The sequence below is a fragment of the Cetobacterium sp. ZOR0034 genome (genome assembly GCF_000799075.1).
Taxonomy (GTDB): Bacteria; Fusobacteriota; Fusobacteriia; order Fusobacteriales; family Fusobacteriaceae; genus Cetobacterium_A.
Genome location: NZ_JTLI01000098.1, coordinates 1 through 2,447 on the forward strand (window position 1 = coordinate 1; position 2,447 = coordinate 2,447).

Sequence of the window (2,447 nt, forward strand, 5' to 3'; positions counted from 1 at the left end):
GATGTTTATTGTAAAATAAAATAGGATGTTATTGCAAAGCAAATTTCCCTGTATTTGCAAAGCAGAAAAAATAAAAAAAGCCACAGATAAATCCTTAATCTGATATTATAACCCTTGTAATAAACACTACTAAACTACAGGGGGATAACAGAAAGGATGTTAACAATGACTCAAATCAATTATATCAGAAATTTGTATTATAATGAAGGGAAAAGTAAGGCAGAAATATCTAGAATTACAAAAGTTGATGTAAAAACTATTCGTAAATATATTGAGAAAGAAGATTTTAATAGCAAAATAGTAAAACCGCATAATTATGGTGTGAGTATTTTAGATCCATTCAAAGAAATTATTGATAAGTGGATTGTTGAAGATAAAATCATGCGAAAAAAACAACGACATACAGCAACTAAAGTTTATTCTAGATTATGCAAAGAACACTCGTATAAAGGTTCTTATCGAACCGTGACTGACTATTTTAAAGCAAGAAAGCAAGATATATGGAATCAATCTTCAAGTTCATTGCCTCTTTTGCACAGCGCAGGAGAAATGCAGGTTGATTTTGGAGCTATACAATTTTGGAATAAATCTGAATTAGTAGATGGTTTTAGCTTAAACGTAACCTTTCCATTTAGTAATGCTGGGTATATTCAAATTTTCAGAGGACAAAATCAACAATGTTTGTTTGAAGGTTTGATAAATATATTTAGACATATCAATGGTATCCCAAAAAGAATTTGGTTTGATAATATGAGTACTGCGGTAAAAAGAGTTTCGAGAGGTAAAGAACGGGATTTAACAGATGAATTTTCGAGATTTAAAAATCACTTTAATTTTGATACAGCCTTTTGTAATCCAGCAAGTGGAAATGAAAAAGGAAGTGTAGAAAACAAAGTTGGATATTTAAGAAGAAATCTATTGGTGCCAGCTCCAATTGTAGACAATATTAAAAGCTTTAACAAACTTTTACTTAATATGTGCGATGAAGATTTAAATCGAGAACATTATATTAAAGGAACCTTAATATCTGATTTACACAAATTAGACAAAGATAATTTATTAAATCTTCCTCTTACAGAATTCGATTCATCTTTAATTAAAATTCTTAAAGCAGATAAATGTGGGAGATTTATTTTAGAAAGTAAATTTAGATATTCAAGCGCTCCTAAATTCGCTGGAGAAAATCTGAGGATAAAAATTGGAGCTACTGATATTATTGTTTTAGATTCAAATTTAAAAGAAATTGTTACTCATGATAGGTTGTATGGAGATTTACCAAGCGAGTTAATTAACTGGTTACCTTATTTAACTCAGTTATCACGTTATCCAAGAGCTATTAAATACAGCGGTATTTATGAATTGTTTCCTTTGAAAATTAGTGAACAACTTAAAGAATTAAATGAAGAAAAAGAAAAGCAAATTTTCAGATTTATGGCAGAAGTAACAGAAGATAAAGGATTTGAAAAAGCTCTTCAAATTACCGAAGAGTGTTTAGATAAAAATATTTCATCACTTGATAATATGAAAATGTACTTAAAATCAAGATTAGATAAGTATCCAAAAGTAGAAAAGTTAAGGTTGAATAATAATCAACCTGCTGTTAAAGAAGTATCTCCTAATATTGGAGTATACGATGCTTTGCTAACGGTCAATAGAAGGGGGAACTAATGCAAGAAAAAATAGCTAATTATTGTAAACGTTTAAGGCTTAGTCGAAATTTTTCTGAAATTTACAAAAATATTCAAGCAAAAAATTATGAAGAATTTTTATGTGATCTTCTAGAAAGAGAAGTTAATCATAGAGATATCATGAAGATTGAGAGAGCTATTAAATTAGCATCTTTCCCTGTTGTTAGAAGCTTTGATGGATACTCTTTTCAAGAGATTTCCTTACCTAGTTCACTTGGAGAAAATGAATTGAAAAATTTGAATTTTATTACTGAAAAAAAGAATTTAATTTTATATGGAAGTGTTGGAACAGGAAAAACACATATGGCTTGTGCATTAGGGCTGAGCGCTTGTAACGAAGGTAAGCATGTAAAATTTTATCGAACTAGCACGCTTGTAAATCATTTGAGTGAAGCTAAAAAGAAAGGAAGTTTAAGTACTTTTTTAAAAAAGTTTGAAAAACTAGATTTGTTAATTTTAGATGAATGGGGATATGTTCCTCTTGATAGAGAAGGAGCACAATTAATATTTCAAATTATCTCAGATTGCTATGAGAAATGTAGCATTGTTCTAACTACCAATTTAGAGTTTAGTCGGTGGGTTACTATTTTATATGACGAAAACATGACAGCTGCTCTTATTGATCGATTAGTTCATCACAGTCATCTAATTTTATTTAATGGATCAAGTAAAAGATTAAAAGAATCAGGATTAGGATAGGAAGAAAATTCCCTGTAGCTTTGCTTTTCAAAAACAGGGAATTTGGCCTTGCAAAAAACA

2 protein-coding genes are annotated in these 2,447 nt (G+C 29.5%); both read left to right on the forward strand.

The annotated features are described in order from the left end of the window. Nucleotides 1-156 precede the first annotated feature (156 nt). Nucleotides 157-1,668 (forward strand): IS21 family transposase, encoded by a 1,512-nt coding sequence (istA, locus tag L992_RS12405; RefSeq protein ID WP_052194002.1) that lies wholly within the window; start codon nt 157-159, stop codon nt 1,666-1,668. Further along, complete coding sequence (gene istB / locus L992_RS12410; RefSeq protein ID WP_047396615.1) at nt 1,668-2,387, forward strand: IS21-like element helper ATPase IstB; 720 nt, start codon at nt 1,668-1,670, stop codon at nt 2,385-2,387. Before istA ends, istB begins: the two co-directional genes overlap by 1 nt. Nucleotides 2,388-2,447: the final 60 nt, after the last annotated feature.